Origin of the sequence: Acidovorax sp. DW039, assembly GCF_037101375.1 — a bacterium.
Classification (GTDB): domain Bacteria; phylum Pseudomonadota; class Gammaproteobacteria; order Burkholderiales; family Burkholderiaceae_C; genus Acidovorax.
Genome location: NZ_AP029019.1, coordinates 2,489,528 through 2,512,232, shown reverse-complemented (window position 1 = coordinate 2,512,232; position 22,705 = coordinate 2,489,528). Strand labels below are relative to the sequence as shown.

Genomic DNA, 22,705 nt, shown 5'->3' with positions numbered 1-22,705 from the left:
GTTCGCAAGGTGCAAGCGGTGTGATGCACGCTGGCAAGACGGTATTTACGGTTCTTATTCCCGCCCGGCTGGCCTCTTCTAGGCTGCCCAACAAGCCCCTTGCGGATATCGCCGGTTTACCGATGGTGGTGCGTGTTGCGCGGCGCGCCCAGTTGAGCGGTGCGAAACAAGTGGTGGTGGCTGCCGACCATGAACTGATCTTGCAGGCCTGCCAGGAACATGGCGTTCAGGCAGTGTTGACCGATGTCCACCATGCCAGTGGGAGTGACCGTCTTGCTCAGGCCTGCGAATTGCTGAACCTGGAGGGTGACGATGTGGTCGTCAACGTGCAAGGCGATGAGCCGCTGATGGACCCCGCGTTGATCGATGCAGTGGCCGACTTGCTGGCAGCGCACACTTCCGCGAGCATGGGTACTGCAGCCCACCCTATTGTTTCTCGTGAAGACTATCTGAACCCGAATGTGGTGAAGGTCGTGCTGGACGCGCAAGGCATGGCGCACTACTTCAGTCGCGCCCCCATTCCATGGTCGCGCGACCAGGCCCATGTGGCCTGGTGGGAGCATGCACAGGGAAGCAATGCGGCATCTGTGCCAGGGTTTGCTCCGTTACGGCATGTGGGCATCTACAGCTACCGGGCTGGCTTCCTGAGAGACTTTCCGCGGCTGCCCCCTGCCCCCACCGAAACCGTGGAGGCCTTGGAGCAACTGCGCGCCTTGTGGCACGGCCACCGCATCTGCGTGCACGTCACGCCGCACGCGCCTGGCCCCGGGGTGGATACGCCTGAAGATCTGCAAAAGGTTCGCGCATTGCTTGGCGCTACGGCCACCGGCTGATCTACGGGAAAACAAGGGAAAAACGCAGGCGCAGCGTAAGGCAAGGCAAAGCTGTCGCGTGCTATCCTTGACCGAAGAGAGAGCACTGGGCCCTGGACGCTCCAATAGGCCCCCGCCAGCAGTGCCGCACGATTTTTAAAACCTTGAGGACCTCCATGAGACTGATTCTGTTGGGCGCGCCCGGCGCCGGAAAGGGCACGCAAGCCACCTTCATCTGCCAGAAGTATGGCATCCCGCAAATCTCGACTGGAGACATGCTCCGCGCTGCCGTGAAGGCCGGTACGCCGCTGGGTCAGCAGGCAGAGGCAGTGATGAAAGCCGGTGCACTGGTCAGTGACGAGCTGATCATCAATCTGGTGAAGGAACGCATCGCCCAGCCCGATTGCGCCAACGGTTTTCTTTTTGATGGCTTCCCCCGCACCATTCCCCAGGCCGACGCCATGAAGGCGGCTGGAGTGAAGCTGGACTATGTGCTGGAAATCGACGTGCCTTTTGAGGCCATTGTCGAGCGCATGAGCGGCCGCCGCTCGCATCCCGCCAGCGGTCGTACTTACCACGTCAAGTTCAACCCGCCCAAGGTAGCGGGCAAAGATGACGTGACCGGTGAAGACCTCATCCAGCGTGACGACGACAAGGAAGAGACCGTCAAGAAGCGCTTGCAGGTTTACAGCGACCAGACGCGCCCCCTGGTGGACTACTACAGCAACTGGGCTCAGCAAGACCCATCGCAGGCTCCTAAATACCGGGCCATCAGCGGCACAGGTAGCGTGGAAGAGATTACGGCGCGAGCGCTGGAAGCTTTGAGCCGCTAAACAAGAGAATCAGAGGCTATTGCCTCACTTGGCAAAAATGCCGCACAGATTTCGGTCTGTGCGGCATTTTGAGTTTTTGGGATTAAGAGACCTGAGTCTTTTGCATCCTCAGGTAACGTATTCAGCGTGACAGCGGAGTTTTCATGCCCCGATCAAGTCAAGCATCAACGAAACCCTCGCCTTGACGGGAGACAGACCAGGGTAGGTAGCGAAGTCACCGGTGTCTCCGACAATACGATGCCCCTGACTGCAGCGGGTGGACTTCACGACTCGAACGCCCGACGCCTTGGCGCGCATCAGCGCCTCCTTGAGCTCCACATGCAGCGAGCCATTGCCTGTGGCTGCAACTACCAAGCCGCGAACACCCGCATGCACCAGGGCATCTACCGCGCGTGCGCTGGCGCCTGCACCACTCACGACGATCTCCACCCACGGCCATTGCTCTGGAGGTGGGAGCTGAGCCACCAGTCCAGCCTGGGGCGCAACATCGTCAGGCTGCGGCGCGGTCCGTGCCCACCGCACTTCCCCCTCTTCCACCCAGCCCAAAGGCCCTATCTCGCCGGAGCTGAATGCGTCCACGCGATAGGGGAAGGCTTTGTGAACGGACTGCGCACCATGGATGACCCCTGCAGCAACCGCCATGACCCCAGCAGACTGAGGGTGCAACACGACCGCAATGGCATCGAGGAGATTCTGGGGGCCATCAGGTGTGAGAGCGCTGGCAGGTCGCATGGCACTGGTCAGCACAATGGGCTTGGTGGTTCGCACTACAGACTGCAAGAACCAGGCTGTTTCTTCCAACGTGTCGGTGCCATGGGTAATCACGACCCCCTGCACGCTGACGTCCTGCATCAGCGAGGCACATCGCAAAGCCAGATCGCGCCAGACGCCGAAGTTCATGTCTTTGCTGTCCAGCTGAGCCACTTGCTCGCACTGCAACTCACAACCCTTGGCGACATTCTCCAGACCAGGAACACCGCTAAGCAACTCGCCCACGCTTACTTCGCCAGCCTTGTAGCCGACGTTATCACCAGCACGCGCAGCCTTTCCGGCGATGGTCCCCCCCGTTCCCAGAACGACTATTTTTTTAACACTCACTTGCACACTCCCAAAAACTGGTGAAAAATACAGCTACTGGATTAAAAAACAGTATCCTTCAAACCTGCAAAGAATTGATCTCGCAGCCATGCTCGACAACCCCAAACTTACGGCACGCCAGCAGCAGATTCTGGACCTGATTCAGACCGCTATCGCCAAGACGGGCGCCCCCCCTACCCGCGCCGAAATTGCAACAGAGCTGGGCTTCAAATCCGCCAACGCGGCAGAAGAGCATCTGCAGGCGCTTGCCCGCAAAGGCGTTATCGAATTGGTCAGTGGGACGTCCCGTGGGATCCGTTTGCGCAATGACACAGTGCGGGCACTCAATGCAGCGCGGGGTCAGCATTTCGATGCACCACTGCGTCAGCTGTCGCAGCTTTTTCTGCCATTGATCGGTCGGGTTGCCGCAGGCTCTCCCATTCTCGCGCAAGAACACGTAGACCAAACCTATTGCGTGGAGTCGAGCCTTTTTCAGCACAAGCCGGATTACCTGTTGAAGGTGCGCGGCATGTCCATGCGGGATGCAGGCATCATGGATGGCGACTTGCTGGCTGTTCAAGCTACGCGAGACGCTCGCAACGGGCAAATCATCGTTGCCCGGCTGGGTGAGGAAGTAACCGTAAAGCGACTCAAACGCACCGCCAAGGGTATCGAACTGCTGCCCGAGAACCCAGACTACCCCGTGATCACGGTGCAGCCGGGTGAGCCTTTTGAGATTGAAGGTTTGGCGGTGGGCCTGATCCGAAACACTTTGCTGATGTAAGAAATTCTGTCTGTTTCTCAGGTGGCGGGCGTTGGGCGGCTTGAGAGGGCTGCCAGCCCTGAGATGCAGCATTATTTGAAATCCTGCCTATGTTCATTCACCGAATTTCGGAGCATTCACATGGGTACTGGGTTTTCAGCCTTGGCGGCAATTTCTTCGCCTTTTAAAGCGTTGGCTCGATGGATCGGGTCTACCGAAACACATACGCTTTCCCAACACCAAGCCTCCAGCCATAGCGCAGGGTGTACTGAAGTAGGCGCGGATTGGTTGGGGTTTGCGGGTTCGGGATCGAAACAGTCGTTTCTCCCAATCAAATCGTCTCTGCCACACCTGCCTTTCGAGAAACACACTCGCGCTCGCGGCGCAGAGAGGTGCTTGCATGGCGAATTCAAATCTGTTGCTAAACAGGGGGCTACTGCCACGAGCAATGCGCCCCTCAGAACCCAATCACATTTACCAAAACCCAGGGTTCTTCGAGTGATCCACTCCGGTCCCCCAGAGAGTGGCAAATTGGTGATTTCAGGACGAATGGCAGATGTTTGTGCAGAGCTGGATCGGCTTGCAAGGCATGAGTGTCCAGCATTCCTGCAATGAAATACGGGCCGCGTTGAACACATGGACCAATCCATGTCGTTTTTCAATTTGTCTCATCTCGCAGGCGTCCCGCTTTCGCAGTAAGGTGCCAGGTGCTACATCACGTTGCATTTAACCGAATGCTCCGGCGGCCCTTCACGCACTGAGCTGTACGGGCAAGGCACAATATCGGTATGAATATTGTGATCCTGGACGACTACCAAGATGCAGTGCGCAAGCTCCATTGCGCCTCTCGGCTGGATGCCTATACCGCCAAGGTGTACACAAACACCATCAAGGGCCTCGGCCAGTTATCTGTGCGACTGAGGGATGCAGACATCATCGTCCTCATCAGGGAGCGTACTCAGATCACCAAGCAGCTCGTCGAGAAGCTTCCTCGACTCAAACTGATCGCACAGACGGGCAAAGTCGGTAGCCATATCGACGTGGCTGCATGTACAGAACGCGGCATCGCCGTGGCAGAAGGCGTTGGCTCGCCCGTAGCTCCGGCTGAGCTCACCTGGGCCTTGGTGATGGCAGCCAGTCGGCGTCTGCCGCAGTACATATCCAACCTGAAGCACGGTGCATGGCAGCAGTCAGGCCTTAAAAATGCGTCCATGCCTCCCAACTTTGGCATTGGCACCGTGCTGCGCGGAAAAACATTGGGCGTGTGGGGTTACGGGCGCATCGGTCAACTCGTCGCAGGCTATGGCAAGGCCTTCGGTATGAATGTGCGCGTCTGGGGACGCGAAGCCTCGCGCGCAAAAGCCCTGACAGACGGCTACCAAGCAGCTACCAATCGCGAAGAGTTCTTCTCCCAATGTGACGTTATTTCGTTGCACCTGCGATTGAATGAAGAGACGCGCAATATCGTCACGCTCGAAGACCTTTCCTGCATGAAGCCGACCTCGCTGCTGGTCAACACTTCCCGTGCGGAACTCATCGAGCCAGACGCACTGATTGCGGCGTTGAATCGGGGGCGTCCTGGGATGGCTGCGGTCGACGTGTTTGAGAGCGAGCCCATCCTGCAAGGTCACGCCCTGTTGCGGCTTGAAAACTGCGTTTGCACCCCCCACATTGGCTATGTGGAGCAGGACAGCTATGAGCTCTATTTCGGTGCAGCTTTCGACAATGTGGTGAATTTCATCAAGGGCACACCGACCAACATTGTGAATCCCGGTGCCTTGCAAGTACGCCGATAGATAGGTTGGCAGCCTCCGGGCGAGCACTTGTCTGCTTGTTTGGCGTGAAGTATTGATAAACACAAAACAAAAGGCCCTCTGCCGTGGAACAGAGGGCCTTTTGCCTGAAGAGACGGAACTGTTGATCAGTTCAGAGGTGTCTTCTTGCCATCCTTGTACACATACAGTGTGATGGCTGGGTTCTTCATTTCACCATTGGGTTCGAACTGGATCGTGGAGGTCACGCCCTTGAAGTTGGACTTCAGCAGTTCGGGTGTGTAGACCTTGGGGTCCACAGAGTTGGCACGCTTCATGGCATCGACCAGCAGGAAAGTCGCGTCATAAGTGTAGGGGCTGTAAACCTGGAACTGGCCAGGGTACTTGGCGTCGTACTTGGTCTTCCAGGCCTTGCCGCCAGGCATCTTGTCCAGCGATGCACCGCCTTCAGCGCACACCACATTGGCCAGAGTCTTGGCGCCTGCGGCCAGCTTGGCGATTTCAGAGGTGCAAACGCCGTCACCGCCGAAGTACTTCACGTTGCCCATGCCCAGCTGCTCCATCTGGCGCAGCATAGGACCAGCTTGTGGGTCCATACCGCCGTAGAAGATCGCATCTGGGTTCTTGGACTTGATGGCAGTCAAGATCGCCATGAAGTCTGTGGCCTTGTCAGTGGTGAACTGTTCGTCCACAACCTTCATGCCCTTGGCGGCTGCAGTCTTCTTGAAAACGTCTGCAACGCCTTGGCCGTACGCAGTGCGGTCGTCAATGATGGCCACGGTCTTCAGCTTCAGGGTGTCTGCAGCATAGAAGGCCAGACCAGCGCCCAGGGCGTTGTCATTCGCGATGATACGGAATGTCGTCTTGTAGCCAGGCTTGGTCAGATTGGGGTTGGTGGCAGCACCGGTAACGTGGGGGATGCCGCAGTCGTTGTAGACCTTGGAAGCAGGAATGGTTGTACCGGAGTTGAGGTGACCGACAACACCAGCAACCTTGGCATCGCACAGCTTTTGTGCAGCTGCAGTGCCCTGCTTTGGATCAGCAGCGTCGTCTTCCGCGACCAGTTCAAACTTGATCTTCTTGCCACCAATGGTGACGCCCTGTGCGTTCAACTCTTCAACGGCCATGCGAGCGCCATTTTCGTTGTCCTTGCCGTAGTGAGCTTGGGCGCCGGAAACAGGAGCCACGTGACCGATCTTGACCACCTGCTCTTGTGCAGAGGCCACACCGGCAACAGCTGCGATAGCAGCAACCACGGTCAGTTTCAACTTCAATTGCATATCAATCTCCAGTAAAGATAAACGCTGAGAATTTTTCTTGTGTCTCAACGCAGTGGAACATATCGCAATTTACAGGCCAACTCATTAGGGAACACGATTAAATGGAGCCGAAACCACAAGGGATTACCCTGTCATTGTTGAGTTGGATCAGTGTCGGTGCTCGCCAGCTCATCTGCCACAGCCTCGTACACAGCTTGCCTCACCACTGACTCGATCTCCTCACGCAACCGCGGCAGCACTGATCGGGTCTGCTCTTGCACCACCGTGGCGATGGCTTCGCGCAGCCTTTTGTCCAGCACCACATCGACACGCTGCATCACGCGGTGCACCATGTACTCTTCAGCCCCTTCAGGAAGGGCCCGTACCTGAGTGTTCGATGGGCGAGTGGCAACAGCAGGAGCTACTGCTGCTGAACGATTCGGCGCGTGTGCCGGAGTTGCCGATGTCTGAGCAACCGCAGGTCGCGGCACCGACGATGCGCCGGAATGTGCGGGGCGCACAGGGACGGCTAGTGCAGGCTGAGCGGGGGTTCTGGAAGGCGCCACCCGCGACGAAATCAGACCGCTTGCACCAGACTGGGCCACTGGTGGCGGAGACGGTTGCGCCGGAATGGGTTCGCGCACCACTTCGGTGAGTGTGGGAACGAAGCGCGGCGGCACTCTAGGAGGTGTGGTCGCCATGTCATCAACCTCCTTTTAAAACCAGATCGTGGCGAATGATCTCGTAGCCACGAGCCGCGTAATGCTTCCAGCGCAGCCGTGCTTGCCCGCGATCAGTTTCATCGTGGGAGCTGACCACCTCCACCAACCGGGAAAAGCGCTCAAATGCGGTGGGAACCTCGAATCCGAGATTCAGCAGCACATCGTGATGGGGTGAGCGACCGAGATCGCTCGCAAGCACGACTGGGGATGCGGTCATGAGATCTTCATCCGCATCGTCCATGCAATGGGCTACAAAGTCTTGAGGTGACAGCGACCAGAGCATGCGATCCAGTTCGGCGAGCATGGGCACAGGCCCATGAATCACCAGCCGGGCACCGGCGCGCAGTGCCTTGCGCGAAAAGCGGCATGCATATGCCAGCTTGTCTGGGGCATTGAAATGGAACGCGATCTCTGTCATGCCTGCTTGGCTGCGGCGCCCGCCTTGGTTGGCTTGGGGGTCTTGCCCCGTGCAGGAGTTGCACGGGTGGCAGCAGCGCGCTTTGCCACGGCAGACAAGCTTGCCTGTGTCAGCAGATACCGCATCAACAAGCCGACAGGACGTCCCGTGGAGCCCTTGGCGGCGCCGCCCTTCCAGGCAGTCCCCGCGATATCGAGGTGGGCCCAGGGCATGTCTGCCACAAACTTCTGCAAGAACTTGGCGGCAGTGATGGAACCACCGGCCCGCCCAGCTACGTTGCCCATGTCTGCAAAATTGCTCTTCAAGCCTTCGGCATATTCATCGTCCAGGGGCATACGCCAGCAAGGGTCCAGCGAAACCTCCCCGGCTTTTTCCAGAGCCGTCGCCAGATCGTCGCGGTTGGCGTAGAGCCCGCTGCGCACCCCGCCCAGCGCGATCACGCAGGCACCGGTAAGGGTGGCGATGTCAATCACCGCAGCGGGCTTGAAACGCGCTGCGTAGGTCAGCGCATCGCACAGCACCAAACGGCCTTCCGCGTCCGTATTCAGTATTTCGATGGTCTGGCCGCTCATGCTGGTGACCACGTCTCCGGGCTTCACAGCACGGCCATCAGGCATGTTTTCACATGCGGGAATCAGCCCCACCACGTTGATGGCAGGTTGCAGTTCGCCAAGCGCCTTGAACACGCCCAACACACTGGCTGCACCGCACATATCAAACTTCATCTCATCCATTTCGCCCGCAGGCTTGATGGAAATGCCGCCCGTGTCAAAGGTGATTCCTTTGCCGACCAAAGCAATCGCTGGCTGATCCTTTGCACCGCCACGGTAGTGCAGTTCGATGAAGCGCAGAGGCTGCTCCGTTCCCTGGGCCACTGCCATGAACGCCCCCATGCCCAACTTGGCCACCTCCGCAGGGCCATGAATCTTGCATTGAATGCGCGGCTGCTTGGCCAAACTTTTGGCTGCGTCGGCCAGCATGGAGGGCGTTGCATGATTGGCTGGGCGGTTGCCCCATTCACGCGCAAACTCCACCCCGGCTACCAGAGCCACACCGGTGTCAAACTCGGACCGAACCTTGGCAACATCAGGCACGCCCACCACACAACGCGACAAAGCACGCGGCTCGGCTTTAGATTTGGTGGTGGTGTAGACGTAGCTCGCTTCAGCAACGGCCTGCACCAGTGCGCTGACGGCAGCGCCTTCCAGTGCGGACACGGATGTGACCACCATCCGCTTGACCTGAGGACCCTTCAGCAGTGCAGACAAGGACAACGCGGCCTGGCGCACCGCACGCGCCGAACCGTCGCCAGCGCCCAACAACACCAGTCTGCGCGCAGAAACCGCAGCGCTGCCATAACTTTGCAGCAGCTTGCCAACCTTGGCACTGAAGTCACCTTGCTTGGTCGCCTGGGCGATCAATTGAGACACAGAATCCTTGCCCGGCTTGGCAGACTCTGTCACCAGCACCGCCAGCAGGTCACATTTCTCGGCCGCAGCGGCCTCCAAATCCAGTTTCTTCAGATCAAAGTTCATAATCGGTGTTTTCCTTCGAGCCAATGTTATTCGATTCATCTATACGCAAGGAGCTGGCACGCAGCTTCGGCGCGACGCTGGTGGTGCTGGTCACCGTGGTCATGACCATGATGCTGATCCGCACGCTCGGCCAGGCCTCACGCGGCAGCGTCAATCCCTCCGACGTCATGCTGGTCATGGGATTCACCGTGCTGGGGCAGCTTCCCATCATTCTGAGTCTGAGCCTGTTCGTGGCGGTGGTCAGCACGCTGTCCAGAATGTACCGTGAGAGCGAAATGGTCATCTGGTTTGCCAGTGGCCGGGGGCTGGTAAGCCTGCTTTCTCCACTACTGAGATTTGCCTGGCCTGTGATGGGCGTGATTGCAGTACTTTCGCTGGCGGTTTGGCCTTGGGCCAATACCCAAATCCAGGAGCTGAAGACGCGCTACGAACAGCGCAGCGATATTGACCGCATCGCCCCCGGAGAATTTCAGGAGTCAGCCAACGGCAGCCGCGTGTTCTTCATCGACAAGGACACTCCAGACAATCAGGCAGGCAACAACATCTTCATCGCCACCACTTCGGGTGACAAGGAAGCCGTGACCAGCGCCCGCAGCGCACGCATGGAAATCCGGGGCGAAGACCGCATTGCCATCCTCATCAACGGCCAGCGTGTGGAATCCACGCGCAACAAGGCGGGACTCAAGGTCAGCGAGTTTGAGGAATACTCCACACGCATCGGCTCAGCCCCGCCCGGTGCAGCCGAGGAAATGGCCGTCAAGACCAAACCCACCCTGGCGTTGATTGCCCAGCCCGTGCCTGTACATCTTGCTGAGCTGGGCTGGCGTCTCGGTCTGGCCTTTGCCGCACTCAATTTTGTGATTCTGGGCTTGGCACTGGCCAGCGCCAACCCACGGGCCGCACGCAGCACCAGCATGGTGCTCGCTCTGTTCGCATTCATCGTGTACTACAACATGATGACTCTGGGTCAAAGCTGGGTGGGTTCCGATCGTGTGGGGCTGGTGGGATTCATGATTGCACTGCACGCGGGCACGCTGGCCATCGGCGCATTGGTGCTGGCCATTCGGCACAACCACTGGACCCCTGCTCGTCTTCTGGCAAAAAGGACTGCGGCATGAATACCCTGCGCAGACTCATTCACAGGGAAGCCGTCTTTGCCGTCATGTTCGTCACGATCGGCTTTCTGGCACTCTTCTTTTTCTTTGACCTGATCGATGAACTGCGGTGGATTGGTCGGGCCGGGTCGGACGGTTACCAGCTCTCGCATGCCTTGCTCTTTGTGGCGCTCAGCATTCCGAGCCACCTCTACGAACTTTTGCCCATCACCGTGCTGATCGGCACCATCTTTGTGATGGCGCGGCTGGCGCAAAGCTCCGAATTCACCATCATGCGCACCAGCGGCATGGGCCCTTGGCTTGCATTGCGCACCTTGCTCAGTTTGGGGTGTTTCTTTGTGCTGGTGACATTTGCCGTAGGCGACTACCTGGCACCTGTGACAGACCGCGCAGCGCAGTTGATCAAGGTCCGCCACCTGGGTAAGCTCAGTGCAGGCGCGACGGGCGCTTGGCTCAAGGAAAAGCAGAACGAACACTCCTTTGCCGTGAACGTGCGCGCCCTGGGGCCAGATGGCGGGCTGCTGGACGTACGCATTTTTGAATTTGATGAGCAAGGCCGGATTGCAGCTCAGACCCACGCCGTGAGCGGGCAGGTCATGAATAACGAGCCCAGCCACTGGGCGCTGCGTGAAGTCCAGCGCAGCGTGTTCTTCCAGCACGGTGCCGAGGAAGCTCGTGTAGAGCACCAGAAGCTGCCCGAATGGCAATGGCCCACCCACATCAGCGCCGACATGATTGCGGCCTCTTTGCTCAAGCCAGACCGCATGAGCACCGTGGACCTTTTCCAGTACATCCGCCACCTCGACAACAACGGTCAGTCAGCCCAGCGCTATGAGATCGAGTTCTGGCGCAAGGTGTTTTATCCGCTCAGCTGCTTGGTGATGGTGGTGCTTGCCTTGCCTTTCGCGTACCTGCATTTCCGCTCTGGCGGCATCGCGGGCTATGTGTTCGGCGGAGTCATGGCGGGCATCAGCTTTTTCCTGCTCAACAACGTGTTCGGCTACGCGGGCAACCTGCAGAACTGGTCGCCCTGGCTGACGGCAGCGGCTCCCGGTCTGATCTACTCGCTCCTGTCATTGGCGGCCTTTGGGTGGCTGGTGCTCAGGCGATAGCGCGAGTACGACCGCGGCAACCCTGCAGCCCTTGCGCCACTGCAGGGCTTTGCAGGGGCCCCTCGCATGATCGCCGGCGGGCGCTTAAGCTCTCGCCCGTTATCTCGCCTTCACCATGACAACACCCTCTTCTGCCGTCGTTCTCTTTGCCCATGGCTCGCGTGACCCGCTGTGGCGCGCCCCTCTGGAAGCCGTGGCCCAATGCATCCGCAAGGAACACCCCAGCAAACCCGTGGCCTGCGCGTATCTGGAGTTGTGCGAGCCTGATTTGCCCAGTGCAGTGCGTGATCTGGTGAACGCTGGAGCCCTGCGCGTGACTGTGGTTCCCATGTTTTTGGGCACAGGCAAACATGCCCGTGAAGACCTGCCACTGCTGGTGCAGCAATTGCGCGTCGACCATCCAGCGGTGGAATTTCATGTGCAGCAAGCCATTGGCGAAGACCCGCGCATGACGGCCTTGATGGCCAATATTGCGTGCGAAGCGCCCCAGTGAGTCGGTCGCCAAGCGCCGGAGGGTAGCTCAGCCACGGGTTGTTCAGCTGCCCGGCCCTTTCTTTAGATGAATGCAGCATAATGATGCAAATCTTTAGCATTCATCAGATATGAACCTGCATCAATTCCGCTTCGTCCAGGAAGCAGCCCGCCGCAACCTCAATCTGACCGAAGCTGCTAAGGCTTTGCACACGTCACAGCCCGGTGTCTCCAAAGCCATCATTGAACTGGAAGAAGAGCTGGGCGTGGACATCTTCGCCCGCCACGGCAAGCGCCTCAAACGCATCACAGAGCCCGGCCAGCATGTGCTCAAGAGCATTGAGGTCATCATGCGTGAAGTGGGCAACCTGAAGCGTATTGGCGAGCAGTTCAGCGCCCAGGACAGCGGCACCCTCAGCATCGCCACTACCCACACCCAGGCCCGTTATGTGCTACCCGTGCCGGTGGCCCGCCTTCGCGAGTCCTACCCCAAGGTCAACATCAGCCTGCACCAGGCCACGCCCCACGAAGTGGCGCGCATGGTGATTGACGAAGTGGCCGAGATCGGCATGGCCACTGAATCGCTGGCAGACTACCCCGAACTCGTCACCCTGCCCTGCTACGAATGGCAGCACGTGCTGGTGGTGCCCATGGGGCACCCGCTGGCGCAAAAGGAACGCATTGGGCTGGACGACCTGGCCCACGAAGCACTCATCACCTACCACCCCTCGTTTACCGGACGCGGCAAGATCGACCATGCCTTTGCCGCACGCAAGCTGCAGCCGCGCATCGTGCTGGAGGCCATTGACTCGGACGTGATCAAGACCTATGTGCGCCTTGGTCTCGGTATCGGCATCGTCGCCGAGATGGCCATGCGCGATGACCCCGTAGGCGACCTCGTGGTACGCCCCGTAGGCCATCTGTTTGGCCAGAGCGTGGCACGCGTTGCCTTCAAGCGCGGGGCCTACCTGCGCAACTTTGTTTACAAATTTGCAGAACTGCTCAGCGACCGACTGAGCCGCGAACTCATCGCCCGTGCCATGACAGGACATGTCAACGATTACGAATTTTGAGTGAAAGCGACCCCACCTGCGCAAATGCATCTGCGCAGGTGCGGCGCTCTCACCGTCTCTCCACGCACATCCAACGCCCCTGAACGCACGCACCATGACGCAATCCACTCCTGCTGCACCCACCCCCGCCTTCCCCAGCAAGCTGCCCCAGGTGGGCACCACCATCTTCACCGTGATGTCAGCCCTGGCCACAGAGCACAAGGCCGTCAATCTGGGGCAAGGCTTTCCAGACTTTGAATGTGCGCCCGAGCTGGTGGATGCCGTGACCCAGGCCATGAAAGCCGGTCACAACCAATATCCGCCCATGCCCGGTGTGCCCGTGCTGCGCGAAGCCGTGGCCCGCAAGATCGAGGCGCTGCACGGCAAGGCCTACAACCCGAACACCGAAATCACCATCACGGCGGGCGCCACGCAGGCCATCATCACCGCCATCCTGGCCATCGTGCACCCGGGCGACGAAGTGATCGTGCTCGACCCCTGCTACGACAGCTATGTGCCCAATATCGAGCTGGCCGGTGGCAAGGCTGTGCGCGTGCCGCTCACGCCCGGCACCTTCCGCCCCGACTTTGCCAAGATCAGCGCGGCCATCACGCCCCGCACCCGTGCCATCCTCATCAACAGCCCGCACAACCCCAGCGCCACCATCTGGACGGCCGAGGAAATGCGCCAGCTCGAAGCCCTGCTCGCCCCTACCGACATCCTGCTCATCAGCGACGAGGTGTATGAACACATGGTGTTTGATGGCGCAGAGCACCAGAGCGCGGCGCGTTTTCCGGGTTTGGCGGCGCGGGCCTTTATCGTGTCCAGCTTTGGCAAGACCTTCCACGTCACGGGCTGGAAAGTCGGCACCGTGGCCGCGCCCGCGCCACTGACGGCCGAGTTCCGCAAGGTCCACCAGTTCAACGTGTTCACCGTGAACACGCCCGTGCAGTACGGTCTGGCGTCCTACCTGCAAAACCCTGCGCCTTACCTGCAACTGCCCGCCTTCTACCAGGCCAAGCGCGACCTGTTCCGCCAGGGCTTGCAAGGCTCGCGCTTCAAGCTGCTGCCCAGCACCGGCAGCTATTTCCAGTGCGTCGATATTTCAGACGTGAGCGATTTGGGCGAAGCCGATTTCTGCCAGTGGCTCACCCGTGAAGTGGGCGTGGCGGCCATTCCCCTCTCGGCTTTCTACGCCGATGGGTTTGACCAGCGCGTGGTGCGCTTTTGCTTTGCCAAAAAAGACGAAACCCTGCGCGCCGCGCTGGAGCGCCTGCGCAAGCTCTGATTTCCCCACTACATATAAAAATTGGCTGCGGCGCTTATGAATCAAGCGCAGGCAGCTATCATTTTTGATGCACCTGATTTCGGTATCACCTGAAACCCAGCCTGTCTTGATGCTTTCTTGATACCGGCTTTGCACCTCTTAAACCCATCTTGATGCGAGCATTCCTAGCATCGGTCCATGTCTCAAGGAGAAGCACATGGACTGGGTTTTTATGGCAATCGGCGGCGCGCTGTGGCTCGCCGCTTATGGCTTAGCCAAAGGCTGCGTACGGCTGCAACAGCAGGCGCAAGGGGGGCGGTCATGACCAGCGGCTGGATGATTCTGGCGGCCGTTCTGGCTGCGGGCCTCTTGGTGTACCTGGTCGCGGTGCTGCTGCGGCCGGAGGACTTTTCATGAGCACCGGTGCCTGGCTGCAATTGGCAGTGTTTTTGGCACTGCTGCTGGCGCTGGCGTGGCCGCTGGCGCGTTACATCGACACGGTGATGGCGGGTCGCTTTGCCCTGGGGCGACGGCTGGAGGGGCCGCTGTTCCAACTGGCTGGCGTGCGGCCCGATGAGGAAACCGGCTGGCTGCGCTACGCGCTGGGCCTGCTGGTGTTCAACGGCCTGGGCGTGCTGGCGGTGTATGCGCTGCAGCGCTGTCAAGCGGTGCTGCCACTCAACCCGCAGGGCATGGCTGCGGTGGCACCCGAGTCGGCCTTCAACACGGCCATCAGTTTTGTCACCAACACCAACTGGCAAGGCTATGGCGGCGAGAACACCATGAGCTACCTCACGCAGATGTTGGCGCTGACGGTGCAGAACTTTCTGTCTGCCGCGACGGGCCTGGTGGCCGTCGTTGCGCTGTTGCGCGGGTTTGCGCGGCACTCAGCGCAGAGCATTGGCAACGTGTGGGCCGATCTGACCCGCGCCACGCTGTGGGTGCTGCTGCCCCTGTCGCTGGTACTGGCCGTGGTGTTTGCAGGCCAGGGCGTGATCCAGAACCTGTCTCCGTACACCGAAGTACAGACGCTGGAGCCCGTGCGCTACGACGCACCCAAGCTCGATAGCGCGGGTCAACCCGTGCTCGACGCCCAGGGTGCTCCAGTCACCGAGCCCGCCACACAAACCACCCAAACCCTGGCCATGGGCCCCGTGGCCTCGCAGCTGGCCATCAAGATGCTGGGCACCAACGGCGGCGGGTTCTTCAACGCCAACTCGGCCCAACCGTTCGAGAACCCCTCGGCCGCCAGCAACCTGCTGCAGATGCTGGCCATCTTCCTCATTCCCGCCGCGCTGTGCCTGGTGTTTGGCCGCATGGTGGGCGATGAGCGCCAGGGCTGGACGATTCTGGCCACGATGAGTTTGCTGTTTGTGGTGGCCGTGGTAGCAGCCACTGCCTTTGAGCAACAGGGCAACCCGCTGCTCACATCGCTGGGTGTGGACCAGGCTGCCAGCGCCCTGCAGGCGGGCGGCAACATGGAAGGCAAGGAAACGCGCTTCGGCATCGCAACCTCAGCCCTGTTCGCCGTCATTACCACAGCCGCCAGCTGCGGTGCGGTGATTGCCATGCACGACAGCTTCACGCCCCTGGGCGGCATGGTGCCCATGGTGCTGATGCAGATGGGCGAGGTGGTGTTTGGCGGCGTGGGCTCGGGCCTGTACGGCATGCTGGTGTTCGCCATCATGGCTGTTTTCATCGCCGGGCTGATGATTGGCCGCACGCCCGAGTACCTGGGCAAGAAGATCGAGACGCACGAGATGAAGCTCGTTGCCATCGCCATCCTCGTCACTCCCCTGCTGGTGCTGCTGGGCACCGCCGTGGCGGTGATGAGCGAGGCGGGCCGCGCAGGCCTCTCCAACCCCGGCGCGCACGGCTTCAGCCAGGTGCTCTATGCGCTGTCTTCCGCCGCCAACAACAACGGCAGCGCCTTTGCAGGCCTGTCGGCCAACACGCCCTTCTACAACGTGCTGCTGGCCGTGGCCATGTGGCTGGGCCGCTTTGGCGTGATCGTGCCGGTGCTGGCCATGGCCGGATCATTGGCCGCCAAGAAGCGCGCCACCGCCACCGATGGCACCTTGCCCACGCACGGCCCGCTGTTTGTAGCGCTGCTGGCAGGCGTGGTGCTGCTGGTGGGCTTGCTGAACTATGTGCCTGCCCTGGCGCTGGGCCCGGTGGTTGAGCACCTGGTGCTGACCACACGCTAAAGAAATGGCACGGAGATTGTGATGACTCGCAAGACATTGACCCTGTTCGACCCCGCCCTGGTGCGCCCCGCGCTGCTGGAGGCCTTCAAAAAGCTGGACCCGCGCGTGCAATGGCGCAACCCGGTGATGTTTGTGGTGTACGTGGGCAGCGCCTTCACCACCGCGCTGGCCGTAAGCAAGCCCGAGGGCTTCACTGCTGCCGTGGCCCTGTGGCTATGGTTCACCGTGCTGTTCGCCAACTTTGCCGAGGCCATGGCCGAGGGCCGCAGCAAGGCCCAGGCGGCCTCGCTGCGCGGCCTGAAAAAGCAGACCTGGGCGAAAAAGCTCGACGGCCAGTTTGACCGCACCACCCCACGCACCGAAATGACCTGGCTGCCGCTGGAGGCAGCCAATCTGCGCAAGGGCGATGTGGTGCTGGTGGAAGCTGGTGACACCATCCCCGCCGATGGCGAGGTGATCGACGGCGTGGCCTCGGTGGACGAAAGCGCCATCACGGGCGAATCCGCCCCGGTGATCCGCGAATCCGGCGGCGACTTCAGCGCCGTGACCGGCGGCACCCGCGTGCTGTCCGACTGGATCGTGGTGCGCGTAGCCGTGAACCCCGGCGAGACCTTTGTGGACCGCATGATCGCCATGGTGGAGAACGCCAAGCGCCACAAGACCCCCAATGAGATCGCGCTGACCATCCTGCTGGTGGCGCTGACCATCGTGTTCCTGGGCGTAGTGGTCACGCTGCTGCCGTTCTCGCTGTTCAGCGTGCAGGCCAGCGGCGCGGGCGAGCCCGTGAGCCTGGTGGTGCTGGTGGCCCTGTTGGTGTGCCTGATCCCCACCACCATCGCCGGCCTGCTCAGCGCCATTGGCGTGGCAGGCATGAGCCGGATGATGCAGGCCAATGTGATCGCCACCTCGGGCCGCGCAGTGGAGGCGGCAGGCGACGTGGACGTGCTGCTGCTGGACAAGACCGGCACCATCACCTTGGGCAACCGGCAGGCCAGCCAGTTCGTGTCTGCGCCCGGAGTGACCGATGCCGCTTTGGCCGATGCCGCCCAGTTGGCGTCGCTGGCCGACGAAACCCCCGAAGGCCGGAGCATCGTGGTGCTGGCCAAGCAGAAGTTCAACCTGCGCGAACGTGACCTTACCAGCCTGCAGGCCGTGTTTGTGCCCTTCACGGCGCAAACGCGCATGAGTGGCGTGGACTTGCCCGGCCCCCGCCTGCTGCGCAAGGGTGCGGCCGATGCCATCCGCAAGCATGTGGAGGCACTGGGCGGTCGCTTCCCCACAGCCGTGCAGACGGCTGTGGACGATGTATCGCGCCGTGGCAGCACGCCGCTGGTGGTGGCCGATGGCGCCCATGTGCTGGGCGTGGTGGAGCTGAAGGATGTCGTCAAGGGCGGCATCAAAGAGCGCTTTGCCGAGCTGCGCCGCATGGGTATCAAGACCGTGATGGTGACCGGCGATAACCGCCTGACGGCTGCCGCCATTGCCGCCGAGGCGGGTGTGGACGACTTTCTGGCTGAGGCCACGCCCGAAGCCAAGCTGCAGCTCATCCGCAGCTACCAGGCCAATGGCCAGCTGGTGGCCATGACGGGTGATGGCACCAACGATGCCCCCGCCCTCGCCCAGGCCGATGTGGCCGTGGCCATGAACACCGGCACCCAGGCCGCCAAAGAGGCGGGCAACATGGTGGACCTGGACAGCAACCCCACCAAGCTCATCGAGATCGTGGAGACCGGCAAGCAAATGCTGATGACACGCGGCTCACTCACCACCTTCAGCATCGCCAACGACATTGCCAAGTACTTCGCCATCATCCCGGCGGCGTTCGTCACCACCTACCCGCAGTTGTCGGCCCTGAACTTCATGCACCTGGCCAGCCCCTCGTCGGCCATCCTGTCCGCCGTGGTTTTCAACGCACTGATCATCATCTTTTTGATCCCGCTGGCCCTCAAAGGCGTGGCTTACCGCGCCGTGGGCGCCGCCGCGCTGCTGCGCCGCAACCTGGCCATCTACGGGCTGGGGGGCATGGTGGTGCCGTTCATTGGCATCAAGTTGATTGACATGGTGTTGGCCGCAGCCGGGTTGACCTGATCGCAGCCCACTCGCCAACACAGCGCCCTCATCACTGACAAGGAAAAACGTATGCCTATCCGTATCCCCCGCGATGACTTGCCCGCCAGCACCGGCGGCATCTTGCGCCCCGCCCTCACATTGTTCGCCGTGCTGTCCCTCATCACCGGCCTGCTCTATCCGCTGGCCGTGACCGGCGTGGCGCAAACGGCCTTCCCGCACCAGGCCAACGGCAGCTTGATCACCCAGGGTGGCAAGGCGGTAGGCTCCGAGCTGATCGGCCAGTCGTTCACCGAGCCCGGCCACTTCTGGGGCCGCACCTCGGCCACCGCGCCCATGCCCTACAACGCATCGGCCTCGGGTGGCTCCAACCTGGGCCCCACCAACCCGGCGCTGGCCGAAGCGGTCAAAGCCCGCATTGACGCACTGCGCGCTGCCGACCCCAGCAACACCCGCCCCGTGCCCGTGGACTTGGTCACCGCATCGGCCAGCGGGCTCGATCCCCACATCAGCCCCGCAGCCGCCGCCTACCAAACCGAGCGCGTGGCCCGCGCCCGCAGCCTGCCTGTGGCGCAAGTGCAAGCCCTGGTGCAGCAGCACACCGACACCCCTTGGCTCGGCCTGCTGGGCGAGCCGCGTGTGAACGTGCTGGCCTTGAACCTGGCGCTTGATTCGCTACCAAAACCATAGCTGCTTGCGCTTGATAGATAAGCGCTAGAGGTCTATTTGACTCCAAATTGACGAGTACACTGTGCCCATGCAGGATCGCCCCGACCCAGACGCGCTGCTGCAGCGCATCCAGCAAGAGCAGGCCCAGCAGCAGCGCGGGCGGCTCAAGGTGTTCTTTGGCGCCTGCGCGGGGGTGGGCAAGACCTTTGCCATGCTGTCGGCCGCACGTGCTGCGCAGGCGCAAGGCACGCCCGTCACCATCGGCGTGGTCGAGACGCATGGCCGCGCCGACACCGAGGCGCTCACCGCGCACCTGCCCCGCCTGCCGCTGCGCGCCCTGCCCTACAAAGACCGCACCCTGCCCGAATTTGACCTGGACGCCGCCCTGGCCTGGGGCGCGGAGCACCCCGAGGGCCTGGTGCTGCTGGACGAGCTGGCCCACAGCAATGTGGCCGGGTCGCGCCACCCCAAGCGCTGGCAAGACGCCGAAGAGCTGCTGGCCGCAGGCATCGACGTGTGGTCCACCATGAACGTGCAGCACCTGGAGAGCCTGAACGACATCGTGAGCGGCATCACCGGTATCCGCGTGTGGGAGACGGTGCCCGACCAGTTCTTTGACGCCGCCGACGAAGTGGTGGTGGTGGACCTGCCGCCCGACGAGCTGCTGGCGCGCCTCAAAGCTGGCAAGGTCTACCTGCCCCAGCAGGCCGAGCGCGCCGCCGCCAACTTCTTTCGCAAAGGCAACCTGCTGGCCCTGCGCGAGCTGGCGCTGCGCCGCACGGCAGACCGCGTGGACGACGAAATGCGCGCCTACCGCCGCGCCAGTAGTACCACGGCCGAGGCTGTGTGGCCCAACCGCGAGGCCCTGCTGGCCTGCGTGGGCACGGGCGACAACGCCGAAAAAGTGGTGCGCAGCTGCGCCCGCCTGGCCGCCCAGCTCGACCTGCCCTGGCACGCCGTGCATGTGGAAACGCCCGAGCAGCAAGGCCAGTCGGCCACCTTGCACCCTCAGGTGGAACGCACGCTGAAGATCGCCCAGCAACTGGGCGCCGCCGCCTGCGCGGTGCTGCCCGCCGCGCAGCCCGCCCAGGCTTTGGTGCGCTATGCGCGCGAACACAACCTGGTGCGCGTGGTCATGGGGCGCAGCACCCGGCGCTGGCCGTGGCAGACCACGCTGGCCGAGCAGATCGGACAAAGTGCCAGCGACCTGGACCTGCTGCAGGTGGGCACACTGCCTGGCCGTGATGCCGCTACAGACCGGAAAGCCCCCCGCACCAGCACCGCAGCCCCTCGCGCGGCGTTCTGGCCGGGCTATATCGCCGCCGCGCTCGCCTGCTGCGTGGCCGCCGTCATTGCGACGCCGCTGGCCAACGTGCTGGAGCTGACCAACATCGTCATGCTGTTTTTGCTGGTGGTGGTGGGCGTGGCGCTGCGTTTTGGTCGCGGCCCGGCCATCATGGCGGCGTTCCTGGGCGTGGGGTTCTTTGACTTTTTCTTTGTGCCGCCCCGCTTCAACTTTGCGGTGAGCGACGCGCAGTACATCGTCACCTTTGCTGTGATGCTGGTGGTGGCCCTGGTGGTGGGCCAGCTCACCGCCGGGCTCAAGGTTCAGGCCGAAGCCGCCACCGAGCGCGAGCACCGCGTGCGCAGCCTGTACGACATGGCGCGTGACCTGTCTGCCGCCCTGCTGCCCGAGCAGGTGGCCGAGATTGGCGCACGCTTCATCACGGGCGAGTTCAGCGCTGGCAGCACGCTGGTGGTGGCCGACGATGACAACCGCCTGCAGGTGCTGCCCGGAGGCACCGCCCCCGTGGACATGGCCGTGGCGCAATGGGCGTTTGAGCGCGGCGAGCCCGCAGGCCGTGGCACGGACACCTTGCACTCCAGCCCCACGCTGGTGCTGCCGCTCAAGGCGCCCATGCGCATCCGTGGCGTGCTGGTCGTGGCCATGCCGCAAAGCCAAGTGCCGGGCGTGGAACCGCGCCGCCTGCTGCAGACCTGCGCCTCGCTGCTGGCCATTTCGCTCGAACGCATCCACTACATCGACGTGGCGCAAAAGAGCACGGTACAGATCGAGTCCGAACGGCTGCGCAACTCGCTGCTCTCGGCCATCTCGCACGATTTGCGCACCCCGCTGGCCTCGCTGGTTGGGCTGGCCGAATCGCTGGCCATGGTGCAGCCGCCCCTGCCTGCCCATCAACAAGAGCTGACCGGCGCCATCCAGCAATCCGCCCAGCGCATGAGCGCGCTGGTCAACAACCTGCTGGACATGGCCCGCCTGGAGGCCGGGGCCGTGCAGCTCAACAAGGCCTGGCAGCCACTGGAAGAAGTGGTGGGCAGCGCCCTGGCCGCCAGCGCCCCCGCCATCGCCGCGCACCGGGTTGAAGTGACGCTGCCCGACAACCTGCCCCTTCTGCAAATCGACACCGTGCTGATGGAACGTGTGCTGGTCAACCTGCTGGAAAACGCCGCCAAGTACACGCCTGCAGACACCACCCTCCACATCAGCGCGCAGCCCCAAAGCGACGCGGTGGCCCTGACCATCACCGACGAAGGCCCGGGCCTGCCCAAAGGCCGCGAAGAACTGCTGTTTGAAAAGTTCGAGCGCGGCGCCCGCGAAAGCGCCACGCCCGGCGTGGGCCTGGGGCTGGCCATCTGCCGCGCTATCGTGCAGGCGCACGGCGGCAGCATCCGGGGCGATACGATCCACAACGCACAAGGCCAGTCTGCAGGCGCACGCTTTACGCTGCTGCTGCCACGCGGCACCCCGCCCACCGACCTGGGCACCGATGCAGACACCACCAGCGAAGTTTGACCGCGCGGCCCCGCAATCCCCATGACAGACCTGCCCACCCACATCCTCATCGTTGAAGATGAAGCCGACATCCGCCGCTTTGTACGCCTGACGCTGGAGAGCGAAGGCCACACCGTGCACGAGGCCGCCACCCTGCAGCGCGGCCTGATCGAGGCCGGCACCCGCCGCCCTGATCTGGTGGTGCTGGACCTGGGCCTGCCTGATGGCGACGGCGTCGATTTGATCCACGACCTGCGCACCTGGTCGGCCATGCCCATCATCGTGCTCTCGGCCCGCAGCGCAGAGGCCAGCAAGATCGCGGCGCTGGACGCTGGGGCCGATGACTACCTGGTCAAGCCCTTTGGCTCGGGCGAACTGATGGCACGCGTGCGTGCTCAGCTGCGCCGCAGCCAGCGTGCTGGCGTGGCCAGCGCTCAGCCCGTCATTGAGTTCGGGAACATCACGGTGGATTTGTCACGCCGCACGGTGGAGCGGCGCAGCGGGCAAGGCAGCGAGATCCTGCACCTCACCCCCATCGAATACAAGCTGCTCACCCACCTGGCCTCCCAGCCCGACCGGGTCATCACCCACGCCCAGCTCCTCAAGGCCGTGTGGGGCCCCGGCCATGCAGAAGACACGCACTATGTGCGCGTGCACATGGCCAACCTGCGCAAGAAGGTGGAAGACAACGCCTCCATGCCCCGGCATTTGCGAACCGAGGCGGGTATCGGGTACCGGTTTGTGCCGTGAAATGGGCGGT

General features: G+C 62.0%; 20 protein-coding genes. 15 read left to right on the top strand and 5 right to left on the bottom strand.

Annotated elements, in window-relative coordinates; genetic code table 11:
- The first annotated feature begins 23 nt into the window (after nt 1-23).
- Together kdsB and adk are read left to right on the top strand one after the other, a co-directional pair.
- Nucleotides 24-833 carry a 3-deoxy-manno-octulosonate cytidylyltransferase gene (gene kdsB / locus AACH87_RS11145; protein WP_338798931.1) on the top strand — a complete coding sequence of 270 codons (810 nt, stop codon included), beginning with the start codon at nt 24-26 and terminating at the stop codon, nt 831-833.
- A 155-nt stretch (nt 834-988) separates the two neighbouring features.
- Nucleotides 989-1,645, top strand: coding sequence for an adenylate kinase (gene adk / locus AACH87_RS11140; protein WP_338794491.1), 657 nt, complete (start codon nt 989-991; stop codon nt 1,643-1,645).
- A 141-nt stretch (nt 1,646-1,786) separates the two neighbouring features.
- Here adk and AACH87_RS11135 read toward each other — a convergent pair whose 3' ends face one another.
- Nucleotides 1,787-2,743, bottom strand: a complete 957-nt coding sequence (locus AACH87_RS11135; protein ID WP_338794490.1) for an asparaginase — start codon at nt 2,741-2,743, stop codon at nt 1,787-1,789.
- 88 nt (nt 2,744-2,831) lie between these two features.
- On the opposite strand from AACH87_RS11135, the gene lexA reads away from it, so the two are divergent.
- Both lexA and AACH87_RS11125 read left to right on the top strand, forming a co-directional pair.
- The gene (lexA, locus tag AACH87_RS11130; protein WP_338798930.1) at nt 2,832-3,506 is read left to right on the top strand and encodes a transcriptional repressor LexA; all 675 of its coding nucleotides are present in this window, start codon (nt 2,832-2,834) and stop codon (nt 3,504-3,506) included.
- Between the two features lie 767 nt (nt 3,507-4,273).
- Nucleotides 4,274-5,281 (top strand): D-2-hydroxyacid dehydrogenase family protein, encoded by a 1,008-nt coding sequence (locus AACH87_RS11125; RefSeq protein WP_338794489.1) that lies wholly within the window; start codon nt 4,274-4,276, stop codon nt 5,279-5,281.
- 125 nt (nt 5,282-5,406) lie between these two features.
- Here the strand turns inward: AACH87_RS11125 and AACH87_RS11120 are convergent, their stop codons facing one another.
- From AACH87_RS11120 to AACH87_RS11105, 4 genes are all read right to left on the bottom strand, one after another.
- Nucleotides 5,407-6,537, bottom strand: a complete 1,131-nt coding sequence (locus AACH87_RS11120; RefSeq protein WP_338794488.1) for a branched-chain amino acid ABC transporter substrate-binding protein — start codon at nt 6,535-6,537, stop codon at nt 5,407-5,409.
- A 131-nt stretch (nt 6,538-6,668) separates the two neighbouring features.
- On the bottom strand, nt 6,669-6,869 hold the full coding sequence (locus tag AACH87_RS11115) for a hypothetical protein (RefSeq protein ID WP_338794486.1): 201 nt from the start codon (nt 6,867-6,869) through the stop codon (nt 6,669-6,671).
- Nucleotides 6,870-7,221: 352 nt separating this feature from the next.
- The gene (locus AACH87_RS11110) at nt 7,222-7,656 is read right to left on the bottom strand and encodes a DNA polymerase III subunit chi (RefSeq protein ID WP_338794485.1); all 435 of its coding nucleotides are present in this window, start codon (nt 7,654-7,656) and stop codon (nt 7,222-7,224) included.
- On the bottom strand, nt 7,653-9,191 hold the full coding sequence (locus tag AACH87_RS11105; protein WP_338794484.1) for a leucyl aminopeptidase: 1,539 nt from the start codon (nt 9,189-9,191) through the stop codon (nt 7,653-7,655). Before AACH87_RS11105 ends, AACH87_RS11110 begins: the two co-directional genes overlap by 4 nt.
- Before the next feature lie 23 nt (nt 9,192-9,214).
- Here AACH87_RS11105 and lptF point away from each other — a divergent pair, with 23 nt between their 5' ends.
- The 11 genes from lptF (at nt 9,215) to AACH87_RS11050 (ending at nt 22,695) form a co-directional block, all read left to right on the top strand.
- Nucleotides 9,215-10,309: an LPS export ABC transporter permease LptF gene (gene lptF, locus AACH87_RS11100; protein ID WP_338794483.1), complete on the top strand. Its 1,095-nt coding sequence runs from the start codon at nt 9,215-9,217 to the stop codon at nt 10,307-10,309.
- The gene (gene lptG / locus AACH87_RS11095) at nt 10,306-11,418 is read left to right on the top strand and encodes an LPS export ABC transporter permease LptG (RefSeq protein ID WP_338794482.1); all 1,113 of its coding nucleotides are present in this window, start codon (nt 10,306-10,308) and stop codon (nt 11,416-11,418) included. Before lptF ends, lptG begins: the two co-directional genes overlap by 4 nt.
- Nucleotides 11,419-11,533: 115 nt before the next feature.
- Nucleotides 11,534-11,911 carry a CbiX/SirB N-terminal domain-containing protein gene (locus AACH87_RS11090; RefSeq protein WP_338794481.1) on the top strand — a complete coding sequence of 126 codons (378 nt, stop codon included), beginning with the start codon at nt 11,534-11,536 and terminating at the stop codon, nt 11,909-11,911.
- 109 nt (nt 11,912-12,020) lie between these two features.
- Complete coding sequence (locus AACH87_RS11085) at nt 12,021-12,962, top strand: CysB family HTH-type transcriptional regulator (protein WP_338794480.1); 942 nt, start codon at nt 12,021-12,023, stop codon at nt 12,960-12,962.
- 94 nt (nt 12,963-13,056) lie between these two features.
- Entirely contained in the window at nt 13,057-14,229 is a 1,173-nt protein-coding gene (locus tag AACH87_RS11080; protein ID WP_338794479.1) for a pyridoxal phosphate-dependent aminotransferase, read from the top strand.
- A gap of 300 nt (nt 14,230-14,529) precedes the next feature.
- On the top strand, nt 14,530-14,625 hold the full coding sequence (kdpF, locus tag AACH87_RS11075; RefSeq protein WP_044394814.1) for a K(+)-transporting ATPase subunit F: 96 nt from the start codon (nt 14,530-14,532) through the stop codon (nt 14,623-14,625).
- The gene (gene kdpA, locus AACH87_RS11070; protein WP_338794477.1) at nt 14,622-16,415 is read left to right on the top strand and encodes a potassium-transporting ATPase subunit KdpA; all 1,794 of its coding nucleotides are present in this window, start codon (nt 14,622-14,624) and stop codon (nt 16,413-16,415) included. The genes kdpF and kdpA overlap by 4 nt, the downstream gene beginning before the upstream one ends.
- Nucleotides 16,416-16,436: 21 nt before the next feature.
- Nucleotides 16,437-18,503, top strand: a complete 2,067-nt coding sequence (kdpB, locus tag AACH87_RS11065) for a potassium-transporting ATPase subunit KdpB (RefSeq protein ID WP_338794476.1) — start codon at nt 16,437-16,439, stop codon at nt 18,501-18,503.
- Between the two features lie 51 nt (nt 18,504-18,554).
- Nucleotides 18,555-19,172 carry a potassium-transporting ATPase subunit KdpC gene (kdpC, locus tag AACH87_RS11060; RefSeq protein ID WP_338794475.1) on the top strand — a complete coding sequence of 206 codons (618 nt, stop codon included), beginning with the start codon at nt 18,555-18,557 and terminating at the stop codon, nt 19,170-19,172.
- Nucleotides 19,173-19,239: 67 nt separating this feature from the next.
- The gene (locus AACH87_RS11055; RefSeq protein ID WP_338794474.1) at nt 19,240-21,966 is read left to right on the top strand and encodes a sensor histidine kinase KdpD; all 2,727 of its coding nucleotides are present in this window, start codon (nt 19,240-19,242) and stop codon (nt 21,964-21,966) included.
- Between the two features lie 21 nt (nt 21,967-21,987).
- Nucleotides 21,988-22,695 (top strand): response regulator, encoded by a 708-nt coding sequence (locus AACH87_RS11050; protein ID WP_338794473.1) that lies wholly within the window; start codon nt 21,988-21,990, stop codon nt 22,693-22,695.
- Nucleotides 22,696-22,705: the final 10 nt, after the last annotated feature.

Coding starts and splice junctions, on each gene's coding strand:
- AACH87_RS11050 (WP_338794473.1), top strand. CDS start 21,988: ATGACAGACCTGCCCACCCACATCCTCATCGTTGAAGATGAAGCCGAC.
- adk (WP_338794491.1), top strand. CDS start 989: ATGAGACTGATTCTGTTGGGCGCGCCCGGCGCCGGAAAGGGCACGCAA.
- AACH87_RS11120 (WP_338794488.1), bottom strand. CDS start 6,537: ATGCAATTGAAGTTGAAACTGACCGTGGTTGCTGCTATCGCAGCTGTT.
- AACH87_RS11115 (WP_338794486.1), bottom strand. CDS start 6,869: ATGGTGCACCGCGTGATGCAGCGTGTCGATGTGGTGCTGGACAAAAGG.
- kdpA (WP_338794477.1), top strand. CDS start 14,622: ATGAGCACCGGTGCCTGGCTGCAATTGGCAGTGTTTTTGGCACTGCTG.
- kdpB (WP_338794476.1), top strand. CDS start 16,437: ATGACTCGCAAGACATTGACCCTGTTCGACCCCGCCCTGGTGCGCCCC.
- AACH87_RS11080 (WP_338794479.1), top strand. CDS start 13,057: ATGACGCAATCCACTCCTGCTGCACCCACCCCCGCCTTCCCCAGCAAG.
- lptG (WP_338794482.1), top strand. CDS start 10,306: ATGAATACCCTGCGCAGACTCATTCACAGGGAAGCCGTCTTTGCCGTC.
- AACH87_RS11105 (WP_338794484.1), bottom strand. CDS start 9,191: ATGAACTTTGATCTGAAGAAACTGGATTTGGAGGCCGCTGCGGCCGAG.
- AACH87_RS11085 (WP_338794480.1), top strand. CDS start 12,021: ATGAACCTGCATCAATTCCGCTTCGTCCAGGAAGCAGCCCGCCGCAAC.
- AACH87_RS11055 (WP_338794474.1), top strand. CDS start 19,240: ATGCAGGATCGCCCCGACCCAGACGCGCTGCTGCAGCGCATCCAGCAA.
- kdpC (WP_338794475.1), top strand. CDS start 18,555: ATGCCTATCCGTATCCCCCGCGATGACTTGCCCGCCAGCACCGGCGGC.
- AACH87_RS11125 (WP_338794489.1), top strand. CDS start 4,274: ATGAATATTGTGATCCTGGACGACTACCAAGATGCAGTGCGCAAGCTC.
- AACH87_RS11110 (WP_338794485.1), bottom strand. CDS start 7,656: ATGACAGAGATCGCGTTCCATTTCAATGCCCCAGACAAGCTGGCATAT.
- lptF (WP_338794483.1), top strand. CDS start 9,215: ATGTTATTCGATTCATCTATACGCAAGGAGCTGGCACGCAGCTTCGGC.
- kdpF (WP_044394814.1), top strand. CDS start 14,530: ATGACCAGCGGCTGGATGATTCTGGCGGCCGTTCTGGCTGCGGGCCTC.
- lexA (WP_338798930.1), top strand. CDS start 2,832: ATGCTCGACAACCCCAAACTTACGGCACGCCAGCAGCAGATTCTGGAC.
- AACH87_RS11090 (WP_338794481.1), top strand. CDS start 11,534: ATGACAACACCCTCTTCTGCCGTCGTTCTCTTTGCCCATGGCTCGCGT.
- kdsB (WP_338798931.1), top strand. CDS start 24: ATGCACGCTGGCAAGACGGTATTTACGGTTCTTATTCCCGCCCGGCTG.